Annotated in this window: 18 protein-coding genes; all 18 read right to left on the bottom strand. The window is 68.1% G+C overall.

All coding sequences use genetic code 11. From position 1 onward, the window contains the following. Positions 1-43: 43 nt before the first annotated feature. The 18 genes from dhaM to folP all read right to left on the bottom strand — a co-directional run bounded on the left by dhaM (position 44) and on the right by folP (position 17,041). Positions 44-793, bottom strand: coding sequence for a dihydroxyacetone kinase phosphoryl donor subunit DhaM (dhaM, locus tag CXQ96_RS03550; protein ID WP_104116651.1), 750 nt, complete (start codon positions 791-793; stop codon positions 44-46). Further along, the gene (gene dhaL, locus CXQ96_RS03545; protein WP_104116650.1) at positions 790-1,440 is read right to left on the bottom strand and encodes a dihydroxyacetone kinase subunit DhaL; all 651 of its coding nucleotides are present in this window, start codon (positions 1,438-1,440) and stop codon (positions 790-792) included. The genes dhaM and dhaL overlap by 4 nt, the downstream gene beginning before the upstream one ends. 2 nt (positions 1,441-1,442) lie before the next feature. Further along, positions 1,443-2,444 carry a dihydroxyacetone kinase subunit DhaK gene (gene dhaK / locus CXQ96_RS03540; protein WP_104116786.1) on the bottom strand — a complete coding sequence of 334 codons (1,002 nt, stop codon included), beginning with the start codon at positions 2,442-2,444 and terminating at the stop codon, positions 1,443-1,445. Between the two features lie 252 nt (positions 2,445-2,696). Continuing rightward, positions 2,697-2,876: a CsbD family protein gene (locus CXQ96_RS03535; RefSeq protein WP_104116649.1), complete on the bottom strand. Its 180-nt coding sequence runs from the start codon at positions 2,874-2,876 to the stop codon at positions 2,697-2,699. A 131-nt stretch (positions 2,877-3,007) separates the two neighbouring features. Continuing rightward, positions 3,008-3,517 (bottom strand): amino-acid N-acetyltransferase, encoded by a 510-nt coding sequence (locus tag CXQ96_RS03530; RefSeq protein WP_104116648.1) that lies wholly within the window; start codon positions 3,515-3,517, stop codon positions 3,008-3,010. A 35-nt stretch (positions 3,518-3,552) separates the two neighbouring features. Further along, complete coding sequence (locus tag CXQ96_RS03525; RefSeq protein WP_104116647.1) at positions 3,553-5,577, bottom strand: prolyl oligopeptidase family serine peptidase; 2,025 nt, start codon at positions 5,575-5,577, stop codon at positions 3,553-3,555. Positions 5,578-5,745: 168 nt separating this feature from the next. Then, a complete protein-coding gene (locus CXQ96_RS03520; protein WP_104116646.1) occupies positions 5,746-8,253 on the bottom strand; it encodes an ATP-dependent Clp protease ATP-binding subunit in 2,508 nt (835 codons plus the stop codon). Positions 8,254-8,375: 122 nt separating this feature from the next. Further along, positions 8,376-8,705 (bottom strand): Lsr2 family protein, encoded by a 330-nt coding sequence (locus CXQ96_RS03515; RefSeq protein WP_104116645.1) that lies wholly within the window; start codon positions 8,703-8,705, stop codon positions 8,376-8,378. An 83-nt stretch (positions 8,706-8,788) separates the two neighbouring features. After that, entirely contained in the window at positions 8,789-8,950 is a 162-nt protein-coding gene (locus CXQ96_RS03510) for a hypothetical protein (RefSeq protein WP_308662430.1), read from the bottom strand. A gap of 37 nt (positions 8,951-8,987) precedes the next feature. Next, complete coding sequence (gene lysS / locus CXQ96_RS03505; RefSeq protein ID WP_258058810.1) at positions 8,988-10,490, bottom strand: lysine--tRNA ligase; 1,503 nt, start codon at positions 10,488-10,490, stop codon at positions 8,988-8,990. Positions 10,491-10,549: 59 nt separating this feature from the next. Next, positions 10,550-11,482: a pantoate--beta-alanine ligase gene (panC, locus tag CXQ96_RS03500; RefSeq protein ID WP_258058808.1), complete on the bottom strand. Its 933-nt coding sequence runs from the start codon at positions 11,480-11,482 to the stop codon at positions 10,550-10,552. Between the two features lie 61 nt (positions 11,483-11,543). Then, entirely contained in the window at positions 11,544-12,509 is a 966-nt protein-coding gene (locus tag CXQ96_RS03495; RefSeq protein ID WP_104116642.1) for a Rossmann-like and DUF2520 domain-containing protein, read from the bottom strand. Continuing rightward, positions 12,496-14,241, bottom strand: a complete 1,746-nt coding sequence (locus tag CXQ96_RS03490) for a PH domain-containing protein (RefSeq protein ID WP_258058807.1) — start codon at positions 14,239-14,241, stop codon at positions 12,496-12,498. Before CXQ96_RS03490 ends, CXQ96_RS03495 begins: the two co-directional genes overlap by 14 nt. Then, positions 14,238-14,753, bottom strand: a complete 516-nt coding sequence (locus CXQ96_RS03485) for a PH domain-containing protein (RefSeq protein WP_104116641.1) — start codon at positions 14,751-14,753, stop codon at positions 14,238-14,240. The genes CXQ96_RS03490 and CXQ96_RS03485 overlap by 4 nt, the downstream gene beginning before the upstream one ends. Beyond that, a complete protein-coding gene (locus CXQ96_RS03480; protein WP_104116640.1) occupies positions 14,746-15,231 on the bottom strand; it encodes a DUF3180 domain-containing protein in 486 nt (161 codons plus the stop codon). The genes CXQ96_RS03485 and CXQ96_RS03480 overlap by 8 nt, the downstream gene beginning before the upstream one ends. A 6-nt stretch (positions 15,232-15,237) precedes the next feature. Then, entirely contained in the window at positions 15,238-15,729 is a 492-nt protein-coding gene (gene folK / locus CXQ96_RS03475; RefSeq protein WP_104116639.1) for a 2-amino-4-hydroxy-6-hydroxymethyldihydropteridine diphosphokinase, read from the bottom strand. After that, a complete protein-coding gene (gene folB / locus CXQ96_RS03470) occupies positions 15,726-16,133 on the bottom strand; it encodes a dihydroneopterin aldolase (RefSeq protein ID WP_104116638.1) in 408 nt (135 codons plus the stop codon). The genes folK and folB overlap by 4 nt, the downstream gene beginning before the upstream one ends. Continuing rightward, positions 16,130-17,041 (bottom strand): dihydropteroate synthase, encoded by a 912-nt coding sequence (gene folP / locus CXQ96_RS03465; RefSeq protein ID WP_104116637.1) that lies wholly within the window; start codon positions 17,039-17,041, stop codon positions 16,130-16,132. Before folP ends, folB begins: the two co-directional genes overlap by 4 nt. Between the last annotated feature and the right edge of the window lie 9 nt (positions 17,042-17,050).

Raw genomic sequence — 17,050 nt, 5'->3', positions numbered from 1 at the left:
GAGGCCCCTGCCTCCCGACCGGTTGCCAGGTACGGCCCAGCCGTCAGTCCGACTCGCCGAAGCCCGATTCGACGGCCTCACCGATGAAATCCACGGCGGCCTGCGCATCGGGGCCATTGGCCTCGGCGGTGACCGTCCGGCCCTGACCGAGACCGAGGCTCATGAGGAGCATCACCGACTTGCCGTCGACACCGTTCACCGTCACCTCGGCATCGAGCTCCGCGAGCCCGGTGGCCAAAGCGGCAGCAGGCCGGGCGTGCAGGCCCATCTGGTTCGGCAGTACCCACGCCCCGCTGGCCGTCGGCCCTCCTGCCGATGACGGCGCTTCGTCGGCGTCGCCCTGTCCCGGAGCGGCCGCAGCATGGCTGACGAATGGTTCGAGCTCCTCGGGCCGGATGGAGACGACGGCGCCCTCCGCCGCCCGGAGCACCTCATCGAGTGTGGACCTGCCCTGTGCCTGCACGGCCGCCGCGACCGCACCCTCCACGAGGGCCGCCTGTGCCAGCCGGACGGACGCGCGTGCTTCCGGCTCCAGGAATTCGAGCACCATCTCAGCGGTCATGACGGCCGACCCGAGATCGGTCAGGATCACCACCCCGTCACCACCCGAGGCGCGCTCGATCGCGGCCTGCACGCGGTCGAAGCTCGTACCGATGCGAGCGGGGCGGCCCTCGCCGTCGTCCGCTCCCCCGGCCGCGACGATGACGACGTCGGGCGCCATCTGGGCTGCCAGTTCGACGACGCCCTCCGCGATCTTCTCGCTGTGCGAGACGACGACCAGCCCGACGCTCATGCCACCGCCCCACCAGCGGAGTCCGCAGCAGCCTGCAGGATCAGGGCGGTCGACACGGCGCCGGGGTCCTGGTGGCCCGCGCTGCGCTCACCGAGGTAGCTCGCCCTGCCCTTGCGTGCGATCAGGGGTTCCGTCGCCACAGCACCCGCATGGGCGGCGTTGGCGGCTGCGGCGAGGACGTCCGGGGCGTTCGCTCCTGCCTGGGCGGCAGTCTCTGCAGATTCCGAGGCAGGCGTCCAGGCATCGACCATCGTCTTGTCTCCTACCTCCGCCTTCCCTCGCGCGACGATGCCGTCGCGTGCAGCCCTGATCATCGCGGCGGCAGTCTCCGCGTCGATCACGTCGGCGTCACCGACGGAGGTCGCCGCGCGCAGGAAAGCAGTCCCGTACAGCGGACCGGCAGCGCCACCCACCGTCGACATCAGGGTCATCGCGACCTGCTCGAGGACGGCCGCCGGGGTGGACGGCACATCAGCGGAATCGAGTTTGGCGACGACCGCGCTGAACCCGCGGTCGAGGTTCTCGCCGTGGTCGGCATCGCCGATGGCGCGGTCGAGGTCGATCAGCAGTGCGCGGTTCTCGGCGACGACGCGGGCCGTCTCCCGCACCCACCGGACAGCCCACTGGGCGTCGAGGTCCGTCGTCATCCTCATGCCCCCCAGCGCAGCGCTGCGGTGTTGACGGGGGTGTCCCAGAGTTCGAGCATCTCGTCGTCGACCCGCAGGATGGTCAGCGACGCACCCTGCATCTCGAGCGCGGTAATGTAGTTCCCGACGAGGGATCGCTCGATCGTCACACCGAGTCCATCGAGCAGCTGAGCGACCTTCCGGAACACGATGTACAGCTCGCTCGCGGGTGTTCCGCCCATGCCGTTGACCAGCACGAGCGTGCGGTCTCCCGCTGTCAGCCGGAGATCCGCGACGATGGGGTCGAGAAGTCGCTGCGTGATGCCGTCGGCGTCCTCCATGGCGATGCGGTGCCGCCCCGGCTCCCCGTGGATGCCGATACCGATCTCGATCTCGTCCTCAGCGAGCTCGAAACTCGGCACCCCGGCATGCGGAACCGTGCAGGCGGCCAGGGCGACACCCATGGAGCGGACGCTGTCCACGACACGCTGCGCCACCGCGGTGACGCCATCGAGGTCGTCACCGCGTTCCGCGGCGGCCCCCGCGATCCGTTCAACGAAGACTGTTCCACCCACGCCTCGCCGGCCGGCGGTGTACAGCGAATCCTCCACGGCGACGTCGTCGTTCACGAGCACGGAGCGCACGGAGACGCCGTCAGCTTCGGCCATCTCGGCCGCCGTCTCGAAATTCAGGACGTCACCGGTGTAGTTCTTGACGATGTGCAGGACACCGGCACCACCATCGACCGCAGCCGTGGCAGGGATGATCTGATCGGGAGTGGGGGAGGTGAAGACAGCTCCCGGGACAGCCGCGTCGAGCATCCCGCGACCCACGAAGCCCGCGTGGAGCGGCTCATGGCCGCTGCCGCCACCGGAGACGAGTCCCACCTTGCCCTGAACCGGCGCGTCCTTGCGGGTGATGAAGAGAGGGTCCGGATGCACGGTCACGAGGTCGGCGTGGGCCAGACCGAATCCTTCGACGGACTCGTCGACCACGGCTCTGGGATCATTGATGAGCTTTTTCATGACGGCTGCTCCTTGGCTGTGAACGAACACTACGACAGCCTGCAGCCCGCCTTCCATGGACCACCCCGGCCACTGGAAACGTTACCGCCCGTTCCTGCCCCTGCCTATAGCAGCACACGGCTATCCGGGTGCCGCCCCGTCACCTCGGGCCAGCCTGTCCGAAGCCCGTTAAACGCCTGAGGAAGGGGCCCGGAATCGGGCGCCCTCCCTCAGAAGGCCGGCGCGCACGCTTCTCCGTGCGGCCCGGCTGGGTCAGCGACCCTGCTTGAATGCGTCCTTGACGTTCTCGGCCGCGTCCTTGACGTTCGAGCTGGCCTGGTCCTTGTGGCCCTCGGCCTCCATGCCCTCGTCGCCGGTCGCCTTGCCGAGGCCTTCCTTGAGCTTGCCGCCCAGGTTCTCGCCCTTGTTCCCGATCTTGTCATCCAGTCCCATAGTCGGACCTCCTTCAGCTCGGTGTACGGCCACCGGTTCCGGTGGCGTGCCGGCACTCCCACAGGAATGCTAAGCAGTCTTACCTTATCCCCGCCGAGCTGCGGAAAGCCAGCCCTGCCCCGCCGCACCGCTCACAGCTGGCGGATCATCCGCGTGTTGCCGAGAGTGTTCGGCTTGACCCGCGCCAGGTCGAGGAACTCCGCGATGCCTTCGTCGTGCGAGCGGAGCAGCTCGGAGTAGATCCGGGGATCGACGGCTGACTGGTCCGCCATCACCTCGAAACCGTGGCGCCGGAAGAAGTCGACCTCGAACGTCAGGCAGAAGACGCGGTTCACGCCGAAGGCCCGTGCCTGCTCCAGCAGTTCCTCGACGAGGGCGTGGCCGACTCCCCGACCGCGCGCGGCAGGAGAGGTCGCCAGTGTGCGGACCTCGGCGAGGTCCTCCCACATGACGTGAAGCGCTCCGCAGCCCAGCACCTCGCCGCCGTCGGACTGTGCGATCCGGAACTCGGGCAGTCCCTCGTAGTAGGCCACCGTCTCCTTCGCCATCAGGATGCGCTCCTGGGCGAGCGGCTCGACGAGAGCCTTGATAGCGGGAACATCGGTGGTACGGGCCGGCCGGATCGTGAAGGACAGGGTCATCCACCCAACTCTACTGAGCGCGCGCTGCCCCGCGCCTACAGGCCCAGCTCGGTCGGTAGGTCCCGCTCCTCCCCCAGGACATTGGACGCCAGGAATGCCTCGACGACCCCGTACCAGATCTTCGCGTGCTGGGGCTTGAGGATCCAGTGGTTCTCGTCCGGGAAGTAGAGGAAACGGTGGGGCGTACTGCCCGCGTCGTCCGCAGGCAACCGGGACATGGACAACAGCTCGTACCAGAGCCGGAGGCCCTCCCCGATCGGGACCCGATAGTCCTTGTCGCCGTGGATGACGAGCATCGGTGTGCTGATATCGGCCACGAACCTGTGTGGTGAATTCTCGTCCCTGGCCTCGGGCGTCATCTCCCGCTCCCAGTAGTAGGCAGCATCCGTCGTCGGCCCGAACTGGTCGAGCGACCACAGGCTTGCATGGGTGACGATCGCTGCGAAGCGGTCCGTGTGTCCGGCGATCCAATTGGCCATGTAACCGCCAAAGCTGCCACCCATCGCTGCGATACGCGACCCGTCGATGTCACTCCTCGCCACCAGACCGTCCGTTGCGGCCATCAGGTCGGTGTACGGGGCGCGGCCCCACTGACCCCACCCGCGGTCGACCATGTGCTGGCCGTACCCCGTGGACAGCGCTGGATCGGGCAGCAGGACGGCGTACCCGCGTGCCGCCATGATCCACGGCGACCAACGCCACGTCCAGGCATTCCACGACCCGATCGGGCCCCCGTGGATCCACAGCAGCGCCGGTACGGGCGATTCGGCAGACGCACCGTCGGGCAGCACGAGCCACGATCTCACCGGCTGACCGTCCTCGCCGACCGATTCGATCCGCTCGAGGGACCCCGGCAACGCCGGCCGCTCCGCCGGGTTGAGCAACCGCTCGGTCGCACCGGAGGCAAGATCTATGCACACGGCCTCGGCCGGGAACAGGTAGGAACTGCGAAGGGCGTAGGCCATCGTGCCGTCCGGGGACACCTGGACGTCCGAGTATGCCGCGGCGTCCTCCGTCACGCGGCGGACGCCGCCCGTGGCGACGTCGATCACGAAGACGGGTGCTCCGCCGTCGTCGTCCGCTGTGACCACGAGGCCCGAGCCGTCGGGTAGCCAGGCGAGCGGGGACGGCCATCGATCCCACTCCTCGGCCAGCGGCGTCGGAGCGCCGCCGTCCAGGGGAAGCAGCAGCAGACTCGTCTGCGGTGCAAGCTCGGCAGTGGTGCGGCGGTCCTTGACCACCACGAGGTACCGCCCGTCCGGGCTGACGGGTCCCGGCTCGTAGTCGTTCTCCCGATCGTCGAGCAGGACGGCGAGCCCTTTCGTCCCGAGGTCGACCCGGACGAGGACGGTCCGCTGCGAACCGCGCTCCTCCGGCACGGTCAGGGACGTGAAGAGCGCGGATCCGTCGGGGCTCAGCACCGGGTGGGCTTCGCGCAGCCCACCGCGGGCGGACGGGATGAGGTCGTCGAGAGACCGTCCGCCGTCGTCGTCGATGCCCTGCAGAGCGAAGTACCGCGGTTCGTCCGGGCCGAGATCGGCGTCCCAGAAGCGGACAGGATAGCCGGAGTGCAGGATGGCGGTCACACCCGACTCCTTGCGGGCCTTGCGGCGCTCGGCGTCGTCCCCCTCGTTCGCCGATCCGGCGAGCGAACTTCCGGTCACGACGACGACGTCCGTTGCGTGCGCCGTCGTCACCCCGGCGACGCCTCCATCCCTCGCCAAGAGCAGCGACGCTTCACCACCCGTCGCCGGGAGGCGCCAGAGCGAAGGGCGTTTCTCGCCTTCTGAGTCGTCGGGATCCGGTCGCGCGGAGGTGAAGAGCAGGTCCCCGCTCGAGAGGAACGCGGCGCCGGACTCGCCGTCGGAACTACGGGTCAGCCGCCGCGCGGGCTTCTCCCCGGTGGGGTCCACCTCCCACAGTGCTGTGTGATAGGCGGTCTTCCTGGGGTTCAGGGTGGCCACGGACGTGACGAGACGCGTGCCTTCCCTGTTCAGCACGAGCCCGCTGAGGCGCGGTAGTGCGACGAATTCATCGAACGACGAAAAGGGTGTGGTCATGGATCATCCCTATCACCGCCTGTGGCTTGCGTCACGGCATTCCACTCAGGGATGAATTGGTTGCTGGAGGCACCGGGTTGTCGGCACCACGAGTACTCGTTAAACGGAGAACCCGCCCTGGCTAACAGGGCGGGTTCTCCGTGGAGCAGTCGGACCGGGCGGCCGGTCCTACTCGGGGACGGTGGCCTCGAGCGCTGCCGGAGCGTCTTCGAGCTCCTTGGGCGCACCGTGACCGATGAAGGTGAAGCGTGCGTCGACGCCCTCACCCTCTACGTCGATATCGATCCGCTCGCCCGACTTGATCTCCCCGAAGAGGATCTTTTCGGAGAGCTGATCCTCGATCTCGCGCTGGATGGTGCGGCGCAGAGGCCGGGCACCCATCGCCGGATCGTATCCGCGGGTTGCGAGGAGGACCTTCGCAGCCGGGGTGAGCTCGATCGTCATGCCCTTGTCCGCCATGCGGCGGCTGAGGCGCTCGAGGAACAGGTCCACGATCTGGACGATCTCGTCCTGGGTGAGCTGCGGGAACACCACGGTGTCGTCGACGCGGTTGAGGAACTCCGGCCGGAAGTGCTGCTTGAGCTCCTCCTGGACCTTCGCCTTCATCCGGTTGTAGCTCGTCGTCGTGTCGGAGCCGGACTGGAAGCCCGTCATGACACCCTTCGAGATGTCGCGCGTACCGAGGTTGGTGGTCATGATGATCACCGTGTTCTTGAAGTCCACCATGCGGCCCTGGCTGTCAGTGAGGCGTCCGTCCTCGAGGATCTGCAGCAGCGAGTTGAAGAGATCGGCGTGAGCCTTCTCCACCTCGTCGAACAGCACCACCGAGAACGGCTTGCGGCGGACCTTTTCGGTCAGCTGGCCACCCTCCTCGTAACCCACGTAGCCCGGAGGGGCACCGAAGAGCCGGGAGACGGTGTGCTTCTCGGAGTACTCCGACATGTCCAGCGTGATGAGGGCGTCCTCTTCACCGAAGAGGAACTCCGCGAGCGCCTTGGCGAGCTCCGTTTTACCGACACCGGTGGGGCCGGCGAAAATGAAGGAGCCGCCGGGACGCTTCGGGTCCTTGAGGCCTGCACGGGTCCGGCGGATGGCCTGCGAGATGGCCTTGATCGCCTCGTTCTGCCCGATGACCCGCTTGTGCAGCTCGGCCTCCATGTTGAGCAGTCGCGAGGACTCGGCCTCGGTCAGCTTGAACACGGGGATACCGGTGGAGTTCGCGAGCACCTCGGCGATGAGTTCCTCATCCACCTCGGCGATGTCGTCCAGCCCGCCCGACTTCCAGCGGCGCTCCTTGTCGCTGCGCTCGTCGTGGAGCTTCTGCTCCTTGTCGCGCAGCGCAGCAGCACCCTCGAAGTCCTGGGAGTCGATAGCCGACTCCTTTTCGCGCTTGACGTCGGCGATCCGGTCGTCGATCTCCTTGAGCTCCGGTGGAGCGGTCATGCGGCGGATGCGCAGTCGCGCTCCCGCTTCGTCGACGAGGTCGATCGCCTTGTCCGGCAGGAAACGGTCCGAGATGTAGCGATCCGCCAGCGTCGCGGCGCTCGTCAGGGCGCCGTCGGTGATCGAGACGCGGTGGTGGGCCTCGTAGCGGTCCCGCAGGCCCTTGAGGATCTCGATCGCGTGCGCCACCGACGGCTCCGCGACCTGGATCGGCTGGAAGCGGCGCTCGAGCGCTGCGTCCTTCTCGATGTGCTTGCGGTACTCGTCCAACGTCGTGGCGCCGATGGTCTGGAGCTCGCCACGCGCGAGCATGGGCTTCAGGATCGACGCGGCGTCGATGGCACCCTCGGCGGCACCCGCGCCGACGAGGGTGTGGATCTCGTCGATGAACAGGATGATGTCGCCGCGGGTGCGGATCTCCTTGAGCACCTTCTTCAGTCGCTCCTCGAAGTCACCGCGGTAGCGCGAACCGGCCACGAGGGACCCGAGGTCCAGCGTGTACAGCTGCTTGTCCTTGATGGTCTCCGGCACGTCGCCCCGCACGATCGCCTGGGCGAGGCCCTCGACGACGGCGGTCTTCCCGACCCCGGGCTCGCCGATCAGGACGGGATTGTTCTTGGTGCGGCGGGAGAGGACCTGCATGACGCGTTCCATCTCCGACTCGCGCCCGATCACGGGGTCGAGCTTGGATTCACGTGCAGCCTGGGTCAGGTTGCGGCCGAACTGGTCCAGCACGACGGAGCCGGCGGGAGTTCCCTCCTGCTGCTGGCCACCTGTGGTGGCCGGCTCCTTGCCCTGATACCCGGACAGCAGCTGAATGACCTGCTGGCGCACGCGGTTGAGGTCTGCGCCGAGCTTCACCAGGACCTGTGCGGCGACACCCTCACCCTCACGGATGAGACCGAGCAGGATGTGCTCGGTGCCGATGTAGTTGTGGCCGAGCTGGAGGGCTTCCCGCAGGGACAGCTCCAGTACCTTCTTGGCCCGGGGGGTGAAGGGGATGTGACCGGAAGGAGCCTGCTGGCCCTGACCGATGATCTCCTGGACCTGCTCCCTCACGGCACCCAACGAGATGCTGAGCGACTCGAGAGCCTTGGCGGCAACACCCTCGCCCTCGTGGATGAGGCCAAGCAGGATGTGCTCGGTGCCGATGTAATTGTGGTTGAGCATGCGGGCCTCTTCCTGGGCCAACACGACAACTCGACGGGCACGATCTGTAAATCTCTCAAACATCAGACACACACTCCTAGCTAACGCGTATTTCGATGCTACGGGCACGGGGTTCGCTTTGGGTGCGTGTTCGCCACAGGCGAGATAACGCCCGAGGGCTTCCCCTCAGGCGTCAGGTGGGGGTGTCAGCGCTGGGCGGCGCGGTACGCCTCGACTATCTCGCTGTTGACCCGGCCGCGGGAGGAGACGTTGTAGCCGTTCTCCTTGGCCCACTCGCGGATCTGTGCTGCTTCCTGGTTGCGGGAGGGAGCCGGCTGGCTCGAACGCTGCTGCTTCGGCTGGCTGCTCCGGCGGGCCGCTCCGACGTAGGGTGCGAGGGCTTCGCGCAGTTCCGAGGCGTGCGCCTCCGACAGGTCGATCTCGTATTGCACGCCATCAAGACCGAAACGCACGGTTTCGTCGGCTTCCTCGCCGTCGAGGTCGTCAATCAAAATGATCTTTACCGTCTGCGCCACAATGGTCTCCTATTAGTTCCGCGATAATAATGCCCCCTGATCGAGTATGCGGCACTATTCAATGGAGGTCAAAGCGCGTATTCCTAACGTGGATCGATATCCTGTTCGCCATTCTTTTCCCGACCCGATTGCTGGTTGCGTGCATCCTCGGCGTCCCGCGTCTCCTCGGCGCGGGCCATGGCTTCGCGCTCCGCACGGTCCGCGTTGAATATGGCCCTGATCACGAAGTAGAAAAGGACTGCCAAGCAGGCTGAGGGTAGGAGGACTGCTACATATTCCATGCTACTGACCCGTTTCGGGCTTGAGGATGGGGAACAGGATCGACTCGCGAATTCCGACGTTGGTGAAAAGCATGACGAGCCTGTCGATTCCGAGCCCGATACCACCCATCGGTGGTGCTCCGTATTCGAGCGCCCTGAGGAAATCCTCGTCCAACTGCATTGCCTCGTCGTCTCCGGCGGCAGCCTGGCGAGACTGCTCCGTCAATCGTTCGCGCTGGATGACCGGATCGATGAGCTCGGAGAAAGCAGTGCCGCGTTCCATGCCTCCGATGATGAGGTCCCATGCCTCGATCAGGCGGGGATCCTCGCGGTGCGGACGTGCGAGTGGCTGGGCCGACGGCGGATAGTCGTAGACGAAAGTCGGTTGGATCAGCGTGGGTTCCACGATCTCCGAGAAGAGTTCGAGCACCACCTTTTCGGCGCCCCACTCCGGATGGAGCGACACCTCATGGCGCTCCGCGATGGACTGCAGTTCCTCGAGGGCGGTGTCCGGAGTGACGTCCTGCCCTACGGCAGCGGAGAGCCCGGGGTAGACGCCGAGCCAGGCCCATTCGCCGTCGAGGTCGATGGTGCCCTTGGCGGTCTCGATGGTGCGCGACCCGAGCATGTCGGCGCAGGCCAGGATCATCTCCTTCATCCGGTCCGCCATGACGAACTGGTCCGCGTAGGCCTCGTAGCACTCGAGCATCGTGAATTCGGGGCTGTGCGTCGAGTCGACTCCCTCGTTGCGGAAGATCCGGCCGATCTCGTAGACGCGATCGATCCCGCCGACGACGGCGCGCTTCAGGTACAGCTCGAGGGCGATCCGGAGGGTCATCTTCTGGTCGAACGCGTTGAGGTGTGTCTCGAACGGACGGGCCGTCGCCCCGCCGTGGACGAGCTGGAGGATGGGCGTCTCCACCTCGATGTAGTCGCGCTGGTTGAGCGTCTCGCGGAGGGTGCGCGTGATGGCGGCCCTCGTCCGCACCATCTGGCGGGCCTCCTCTCGGACCATCAGGTCGACATAGCGCTGGCGTACGCGGGTCTCCTCGTTGACGCCGACATGGAGGGTCGGGAGCGGCCGCAACGCCTTCGACGCCATGGACCAGCTGTCTGCCATGACGGACAGCTCACCGCGCCGGGAGCTGATGACCTCGCCGTGCACCTGCACGTGGTCGCCCAGGTCGACCAGGGACTTCCAGTCGGCAAGACTGTCCGCGCCGATCTCGGCCAGGCTCAGCATGACCTGCAGCCTCGTGCCGTTCCCCTCCTGCAGGGTCCCGAAGCACAGCTTGCCCGAGTTGCGGATGAAGACGACGCGCCCGACGACCGAGACCTGCCGCCCGCTCGACTCCCCTGTTCCGAGGTCGGCGAACTGCTCCCGCACTTCGGCGAGGGAATGCGTCCGAGCCGGCTTGACCGGGTAGGGCTCCATCCCGGCGTCGAGCAGGGCTGCCCGCTTCTGCAGCCGGAAGCGCATCTGTTCGTTGAGGTCGTCCGCGGGGAGGGTGTCGTCGTGGGTCACGGAAGACAAGTTTACGGCTCACTACCGGGAGCGCGGTGTGCGGTCCACCCCGGCAGGGCTCAGCCCGCGTTCGGCAGGAGGGTGTTATCGATCAGCCGGACGGCCCCGACCCGCGCAGCGACGACGGCCAGCCGCTGTCCCGCACGCTCGCCGTCGTCCCCCGGCACAGCGAACGACGACGGATCGACGACCTCGAGGTAGTCGAGGTCCACGAGGTCCTCGGCGGCGATATCGGCCCGGGCCGAGTTCAGATCGAGAGGTTCACCCCGCGATGCCCGGTCATGGAGGCCCCGCAGCACCCTCGACAGCACCAGGGCCGCGCTCCGCTCGTCATGCTCCAGGAACCGGTTCCGGCTGGAGAGCGCCAGGCCGTCCGCATCACGAACGATCGGTACGCCCTGGATGCTGACCGGGACGTCGAGGTCCAGCACCATGCGGCGGATGAGCGCGAGCTGCTGCGCGTCCTTCTCGCCGAAGTACGCGCGATAGTCCGCCGTGGTGCCCGGCAGCCCGAGGTTGAGGAGCTTGGCGACCACCGTCAGCATGCCGTCGAAGTGGCCGGGCCGCGACGCTCCCTCGAGCACCTCGCCCATGCGACCGGCACTCACGCGGACCAGCGGCTCGCCGCCCGGGTACATCTCCTCGACGCCCGGTGCGAACACGACGTCGACGCCACACGCGGCCAGCAGTCGAAGGTCGTCGTCGAGCGTGCGGGGGTAGCGGTCCAGGTCCGCCTGGTCGCCGAACTGCAGGGGATTCACGAAGATCGAGACGACGACGACGTCGTTCGCGCGGCGAGCGGTGCTCGCGAGTGACGCGTGGCCCTCGTGCAGCCCGCCCATGGTCGGTACGAGACCAAGTGACGGCGGGACGTCACTGGAACCCCGACGGTCCCGAGCACGCTCCAGCAGCTCCGCCGTCGCCGCACGGAGCTTGGCAGCGGAGGAGACGAGGAGAGGGGTGGCCGGGCTGTCGGTGCCGGTCGAGGTCACGGAGTGGTCCTTTGCAGACGGAGCGGGGCGCACGGGCGCCATTGCGGTTCAGGCGGGTGGGTCAAGCGGGTGGGTCCGATGCCACATCCGGCGGGTCTCCCGGGGTGGTGCTGGTCGGCCCTCCCGTACCAAGCACGTCGGCGAGCGCCGCGAGGATCGCCTCGCCCTGTACGGGCGACAGCACGCCGCGCTCGAGCGCGCGGAGAGCGGTGGCGCGGGCCATGCCGAGGTACGCCTGCCGCGTGTCCGCGGCGTCATGACCGTCCAGGGCCGCCCTGTGGGCGCGGACGGTCCCGGCATCTCCGCGTGCCACGGGCCCTGTCAGCGCACTCTCACCGGAGGAAAGGGCGTTCTCGAGGGAAGCCTTCATCAGCGGGCCTAGCATGCGGTCGGGATGCTGGACACCGAGATCAGCGAGCACCTGGGCCGACTGCGCCGCGATGGTCACCAGGTGGTTTGATGCGTGGGCGAGGGCCGCGTGGTACAGGGCCCGGGACTCCTCATCGATGACCACGGGCTCGGCGCCCATCTCCACGACGAGGGCCTGGGCGATCGGAAGCACCGCCGACGGGGCCGTGATCCCGAACATGCTGTCCGGCAGGCGGCCGAGGTCGAGGCTGAGCCCCGTGAAGGTCATGGCCGGGTGGATGGCGAGCGGGATGGCACCGGCAGCACGCGCAGGGGCGAGCACGGAGGTACCGTAACGCCCGGAGGTGTGCACCACGAGCTGTCCCGCCTGCCAGGCCTTCAGCTGAGCGAGACCCTCCACCAACGTCGGCAGGGCGTCGTCGGGCACCGTGAGCAGCACCAGCTCGGCGCGCTCGATGATGTCCGGCACCTCGAGGACGGGCACTCCCGGCAGCAGGTTCTCCGCGCGCTCACGACTCGCCTCCGAGACGGCGGAGACGCCGACGACGGCATGACCGGCGGATCTCAGTGCGGCACCCAGGACCGAGCCGACCTTCCCGGCTCCGACGATGCCGACCCCGAGCCGCCCGGGCCGACGGGTTGCGTCAGCGATGGCCATCGGCAGCATCCTCACTCGTGGTCGCCGGAACATACCTCGGCACGTCGGGCATGACCTCGGGCTCGAGCTCGTCCTCGAGCCTGGCCCCGGGCCCGGGGACGACCGTGGGATCGACCTCGTGCACGAACTCGCTGGGCACCTCGTTCGAGGACTCGTCCTCCTCCGCCGTGAGGTGCTGCGGGGAGGCGGACGCAGCGCCGTCCGCCGGACCGTCGCCGATGCTCCGGGACGTTGCTCCGGCGACTGCGGAACCCCTTGGAACGGGCTTCATCCACTGCTCCGGACCCCCGTGTCGCCGTGCCTCGGCCGCGCGCGCGGCCTGCCCGTGGAAGAGCTCCCACGCGGTTGCGGTATCGGCGAGCAGCACGCGGGGGTTCACGGGACCAGGCGTGGTCTGGAACTGCAGGTTCGACACGTGGAAACGCCGGTCCACCGGGCCCTGCTCGATGGACAGCGACTGCGTCCGCTCGTGCGGAACGACGACGAGCTGACGCCACAGGACGCCCGAGCGCATGAGGACGGCCGTACCCGTCACCGCGAACCCGTTGCGACGCCAGGCGAGCGGCGCCAGCCACCGGGCACGGCGCGGCGTCGTGACGAAGCCCTCAACGCCGTCGCGGCCGGTCATCCCCGCGGTGAACACCTCGACAGGGCGCGGCGTCCCGGGGTCGGGCAGGACGAGGGCGAGGATCTGCAGCACCTCGTCCCTCGTGCCCACGGGCAGCAGCGTGGCCCGCGCCTGCCCCTCCGTCGAGGCGGACAGGCCGTACCCGGCGACGTTCACCGTGACGCGGTACCACCCCTTCAGCCGCCACAGCGGGGACTGGATGATGCTGAGCGCCTGCACCCGTCCCGGCGGGACGGTCTGTGCTCGGGTATCGAGCAGGCCGTAGCGCACGCGGATCCCGTCGGGGGATGTAGCCGCACGGAAGTTGTAGCCGGTGTTCAGCGCCGACCAGTAGGCGCCGACCACGCCGATGAGGATGGGGATGAACGATGTCGCGATGATGGGCGTTTCGAACACGATGCCGAGCGTGATGACGACGACGACGGCCACGACCAGCGCGATGGTGGTTCCGGACAGGACCGCTGCCCCGATGACCCGCGCCGGCGGAATCGCCACCACCTCACGCTCGGGCGCCTCGACGATCTCCTCGGGATGCTCCGGATCGGGGACCACACCGGCTGCCCGGGCCAGGATCGTCGCACGCAGCTTCCTCGCGTCGTCGAGCTTGAGGAAGGCGAGCCGGACCGCGGACTCGCCCGCATCCGCCACCTCGAACTTGAGCTCGGCGAGGCCGAAGATCCGTGCGAGGAACGGCTGCACGATGTCGATGGCCTGGACGCGGTCGAGCCTCGCCTGCCGCTGCTGCCGGAAGACGACACCCGAATGCACCCGCACGTGCTCCGCCGTCACCTGGTAGCGCGTGAAGTACCAGGAGACGAGGAAGATGGCGGCGATGACCACCACCACTCCCACCAGGATCCCGACCGCCACCAGGAGACCCACACCCTCGGGTAGCGGGTTCCGCCCCCTCGTCTCCGTGGCGAAGAGCCCCTCGAACCAGTCCCTGCCGACGAAGTAGAGGATGGCGACAAGAGCGATCCAGCCCCGCACGAGCGGTGAGATGAAATGGACGCGGTGCCAGACGTCGGTGGCGCCGCCGACATCCGGGCTCGTCGAACCCGTCGGCAGCGGAACGTCGCCGGGAGGCTCGGGGGCCGTCGTCACAGCCCGGCCAGCCTGGCTTCTCCCCGCGCGGACAGTTGCTCACGGAGCCTCGTGCCTTCGTCCGTCGGCAGACCGGGGATGAACGCATTCGTCGCGGGGGATGCGGTGTGGAGTTTGAGGGTGCAGATCCCGAAGGCGCGCTCGAGGGGACCGACAGCGACGTCGACGTACTGCATGCGACCGTAGGGCACCACCATCGTGCGCTGGAAAAACACTCCCTGACGGACGAGGAGGTCGTCATCGCGTTCGGCGTAGCCGATGGCCGCGACCTGGCGGGGCAGCAACACTCCGCGCCAGATGGAGATGACCAGGACGAGACCGGGTAGCCCCCAGGCGATCCAGAGAGGCGGGAAGGAGTCCCAGACGCCCGTGAGGCGGAGCACCAACGGAACGCCGGCGATCACGAGCCAGACCAGCGAACCGATGAGCCAGCCCAGCAGCCTGACGCGCAGGTACTTCGGTGAGACCCTGGACCATTCGAGCCCGGACGGATCGATCGGTTCCCTACGCATACTCCCCCTCGGTGTTGCCCGGAGCGCCCGTGCCGTCGTCGTCCGGCGGGAGCCGGCAGAAGTTCTCGACAACCAATCCCACCATAATCATGAGGATCCCGCCCACCATCAGTGCCACGGACCCCCACAGGGGAGCCATCGTCGATCGGACCGACAGGAGGGTCAACTGATCGACGAAGATGCCTGCGTGCCACCCCAGGCTGAGCGCGCCCGCGTAGGCACACGCCTGCGCGAGGATGAGCGTGCGCGTGGCGAGGAGGGGATTCAGGGGACGGTCGCGTTTGCCGTTGCGCCACTGGAGCACGCGGCGGCCGAACACCAGCGTGATGCAGAGGATCGCAGCCGTCGTCACGAGCGACGTCAGGGGCAGGGTCGGCGTGCCGTACCCGTTGCGAGTGGCCAGCCAGTTCACCAGCCAGGCGGCGAGCCCGGCCACCAGACCGACGAGGGCCAGCCAGCGGAACCGAAGAGGCGTCATCGCGACCTAGACTCCCTCGAAGGGGATCAGTCCGCTGATGTCCGCAGCTTCCGCGGCCAGTTCCGCGACCGGACGGCCCTCCAGCTCGGCACCGGCGTCCATCCACGCCCACGGCTGCAGGACGAAGGCTCGGGACGCCGCACGGGGGTGCGGGACGGTCAGGACGTCGTCGTCGGACGTCCAGGATCCGTAGGTGATGATGTCGACATCGAGCGTACGGGGACCCCACCGCACGGTCCGCTTGCGGTGGTGCTTGTCCTCCACCGACTGGCAATGGGCGAGGAGCTCGTACGGGCCGAGGCTGGTCTCCACCTCGATCACCATGTTCAGGTAGTCGGGCTGCTCCGGTCCGCCGACGGGCCTGGTCCGCACGACGGGCGAGACCGCGTGCAGCCGGACGTTATCCGGCTCCACGAGATCGGCGACGGCGAGCACCAACGTGTCGTTGCTGGCACCGAGGTTGCTGCCGAGCGCGAGGACCGACCGGACGCTGCTCACGCGCGGCTCCGGCGCAGGGTGACGGCGACATCGCCGAAAGGCACGTCGATCGGTGCCTTCGGCTTGTGGACGGTCACATCCACGGCTGCAACGGGGAAGGTAGCCAGGACCGCCGTGGCGATGGTCTCTGCAAGGGCCTCGATGAGATCGAACGGCTCCCCGCCGATGATGCCGTGCACCAGTTCGGCGAGTTCGCCATAGTGCGCCGTCCGCGCCAGGTCGTCGCTCGTGCCCGCCGGTTGCAGATCAAGATGGAGCACGATGTCCACGACGAAGGGCTGCCCGTCGCGCCGCTCGTGGTCGAAGACGCCGTGGTAGCCCTTTGCCGTGATGCCCCTGAGCACCACTGTGTCGAGGTGCCCCGAGGGCGAACCGGTGCGGACCGGGACGGACTGTCCGTTCACCGCCGTGGACCAGCCGCAGCTGCAACCTTGACGGCGTCGAGTGTCGGTCCGGGGGTGTGCACGCGCACTCCCCAGATGCCGGAAGCAGCGGCCAGGGTCGCGACGGCGAGCGAGGCGTGGTCGCGCTCGGCGGGTGCGGCTGCCTTGCCCGCCGAGGTGAGCAGGGTTCCGAGGAAGCGTTTGCGGGAGGCACCGACGAGCACCCGGTGACCCAGCCCCGTGAACACATCGAGGTTCCGGAGGATCGCCCAGTTGTGGTCGTCCCTCTTGGCGAAACCGAGGCCCGGATCGAGGATGATCTTCTCCGCGGCGACTCCCGCGGCGACGAAGCGGTTCCGCAGGTCGGCGAGTTCCGCCGCGACCTCGGAGACCACGTCGCGGTAGTCCGCCATGCTGTCCATGGTCGTCGCGGTTCCCCTGCGATGCGTCAGGACATAGGGGACGCCGCGCTCCGCGACCAGGGCCGGCATCGCGGGATCGTAGTCAGCCCCCGAGATGTCGTTGACGATCCCTGCGCCGGCGTCCAGCGCCTGCCGTGCCGTCTCCGCGTGCATCGTGTCGATGCTCACCAGGGCGCCGGCCGTGACGAGTGCCCTCACGACGGGGAGCACGCGCGCCAACTCCTCCTCGACCGGTACCTGGCGGGCGTTGGGACGCGTCGACTCCCCGCCGACGTCGATGATGTCCGCGCCGCCGTAGTGCATCCGCAGGCCGTGGCTGATGGCGTCGTCGGTCGTCGCGTACTTGCCTCCGTCGCTGAAGGAGTCCGGTGTGACATTCAGGATTCCCAGGACGACCGTTCGGTCGGCCGGCAGATCGTCGAACGTCCGGGCGACGCGGACGGGCCGGATCACCGGCAGCGGCGAGGTTGCCGGCCCTGTTCCGGGCGCTGCAGCGAGAGAGTCCACGAGAGCGGT

Source organism: Arthrobacter sp. B1805 (assembly GCF_002929745.1).
Lineage (GTDB): Bacteria > Actinomycetota > Actinomycetes > Actinomycetales > Micrococcaceae > Arthrobacter_D.
This window is presented reverse-complemented; position numbering and strand designations above follow the sequence as displayed.